The 2,888-nt window shown below is 71.8% G+C and carries 1 protein-coding gene; it reads left to right on the top strand.

What is annotated here, in order from left to right:
• Window positions 1-2,888, top strand: a 2,888-nt coding sequence (locus ACGFML_RS38095) for an acyltransferase domain-containing protein (RefSeq protein ID WP_393550542.1), incomplete at both ends; no start/stop codon positions are given.

Below are 2,888 nucleotides of genomic sequence, written 5' to 3'. Positions count from 1 at the left end.
GCGATGCGCCATGGTGTGCTGCCGCGCACCTTGCACGTCGATGAGCCGTCGAGGCATGTGGACTGGGGTGCCGGCGCCGTCGAGCTGTTGACCTCTGAGGTCGAGTGGCCGCAGGGGGAGGGGCCGCGCCGTGCGGGCGTCTCTTCCTTCGGTATCAGTGGGACGAACGCGCATGTGATCCTGGAGCAGCCCGAGCCGGTCCCGGCCGACGCCGAACCGGACGCCGTCGAGGACGACACCACCGGGTCCTGGGCGCCGGTGCCGGTGCTGCTCTCGGGCAGGAGCGAGGCGGCGCTGCGGGCCCAGGCGGCACGGCTGCTGCCCCGTCTGAACGGTGAGTCGGGGCCGCGGGCCATCGACGTCGCCTACTCGCTGGCGACGGGCCGCTCGGCGTTCCAGCACCGCGCGGTGATCCTGGCAGCGAACCGGGCGGACCTGCTGAGCTCGTTGTCCGCCGTGGCCGAGGGCCGCACCGAGGCGGCCGTCGTGGCACAGGACCGGGCCCGCTCGGGCAAGCTGGCCTTCCTGTTCTCGGGCCAGGGTTCGCAACGTCTGGGTATGGGGCGGGAGTTGTACGGGCGTTATCCGGTGTTCGCGGAGGCGTTCGACGCGGTGTGTGCCGGCTTGGACGGGCATCTGGACCGCCCCCTGCGGGACGTCGTCTGGGGTGAGGATGCGGAGCTGCTGAATCAGACCGTGTATGCCCAGGCCGGATTGTTCGCGATCGAGGTGGCACTGTTCCGCCTGCTGGAGTCGTGGGGTGTGCGCCCGGACCAGCTGCTGGGGCACTCCGTCGGTGAAGTCGCCGCGGCGCATGTGGCGGGTGTCTTCTCCCTCCAGGATGCCTGTGCGTTGGTGGCGGCCCGGGGTCGGCTGATGCAGCAACTTCCGGTCGGTGGGGCGATGGTGGCGATCCGGGCGACGGAGGACGAGGTCCTTCCGCGCCTGGTGGAAGGCGTCTCGATCGCGGCGGTCAACGGTCCGTCGTCGGTCGTGATCTCGGGTGTCGAGGACGCGGTGCTGGCCCTTGCGGCGCACTTCGAGGGGGAGGGACGCAAGACCAGCAGGCTGCGGGTCTCACACGCCTTCCACTCACCGCTCATGGAACCGATGCTGGCCGACTTCCGCGCCGTCGCCGACGGCATGACATACGGCGCGCCGCACATCCCCGTGGTCTCGAACGTCACCGGCGAGCCCGCCACCACGGAACTGCTGTGCTCCGCGGAGTACTGGGTCGACCACGTCCGCGAGGCCGTGCGGTTCGCCGACGGGGTCGGCGCGCTGAGCGTGCAGGGCGTCGTGGCCTTCCTGGAGCTCGGCCCCGATGGCGCCCTCTCCGCGCTCGCCGCGGAGTCCGCCGCGGACGAATCGGTACTGGCCCCCGTACTGCGCAAGGACCGGCCAGAGGCATCGGCACTGCTCACGGCCCTGGCACGACTGCACGCCCACGGCGTGCCGGTCGACTGGTCCGCCGCCTTCGCCGGTACGGGTGCGCGGTGGGTGGATCTGCCGACGTACGCGTTCCAGCACGAGCGGTTCTGGCCGTCGGGCGGTGCGGTGCGCGCAGGTGATGTGCGGTCCGCGGGTCTGGGTCTGGCGGGGCATCCGCTGCTGGGTGCGGCGGTGGAACTTGCCGGCTCGGGCGGTTTGTTGTTCACGGGCCGGTTGTCGGTGTCCTCGCACCCGTGGCTGGCGGATCATGTGGTGCTGGGGTCCGTACTGGTGCCCGGCACGGCGCTGCTGGAACTGGTACTGCGGGCGGCCGACGAGGTGGACTGTGGTGCGGTGGAGGAACTCACGATGGCCGCGCCGCTGGTGCTGCCCGCCTCGGGCGCCGCGATCCAGGTGCAGGTGTGGGTGGGCGAGCCCGATGACGGGGGTCGCCGGCCGGTGTCGGTGCATGCGCGTGAGGGAGAGGGGCCGTGGACGCTGCATGCCGACGGTGCTCTGGCCCCGGCCGCCGAGGCGGAGTCGTTCGAAGCCGCGGTGTGGCCCCCGCAGGGCGCCGAGCCGCTTGACACCACGGGCAGCTATGAGCGGTTCGCGGACGCCGGGTTCGCCTACGGCCCGACCTTCCAGGGCCTGCGGGCGGCCTGGAGGCTCGGCGAGGACGTCTACGCCGAGGTGACGCTCCCCGAGGGCGTCGAGGGCGACGCCTACGGCCTGCACCCCGCCCTCTTCGACGCGGCGCTGCATGCGGGGCTGCTGGGTGGCGGGGGAGCGGACGAGGCGGCTGTCCCCTTCTCCTGGAACGGAGTGACACTCCACGCCACCGGCGCTTCCCAGGTGAGGGTCCGCATCCGTCCCACCGAAGGCGGCACGTCGATCGCCATCGCGGACACAGCCGGTGCGGCGGTCGCCTCGGTGCGGTCCCTGACCGCGCGTCCGATCACCGCCGGGCAGTTGCAGACCGGCGACCGCGATGCCCTCTTCAAGGTCGACTGGACCGGTATCCACCTCACGGGCGAGCCCGCGGATGCCCTCGCCATGCTCGGCAAGGACTCCGCAGGCATCCTCAACGGACTCTCGCTCCAGCCCTACGCGGATCTCCGCGACCTGGCGGAGGCCGGCGGCCACGACACTGTGCTCGTCCCGCCGACGGCCGCGACCGCCGGAACGGTGGAGTCCGTGCACGCCGCGACGGCAGGGGCGCTGGACGTGATCCAGTCATGGCTGGCCGATGAGCGGTTCGCGGATTCACGGTTGGTGTTCGTGACGCGTGGTGCGGTGGACGGGACGGATCTCGCGGGTGCGGCGGTGTGGGGTCTGGTGCGGTCGGCGCGGTCGGAGAATCCGGGCCGCTTCGGTCTGGTGGAACTCGGTGACGACGCCGATGTGACGGTGTTGCCGCAGGGACTCGCGACCGACGAGCCCGAACTGTTGGTGCG

This window comes from Streptomyces sp. NPDC048650 (genome assembly GCF_043199095.1).
In the GTDB taxonomy this organism is placed as follows: domain Bacteria; phylum Actinomycetota; class Actinomycetes; order Streptomycetales; family Streptomycetaceae; genus Streptomyces.
This window is presented reverse-complemented; position numbering and strand designations above follow the sequence as displayed.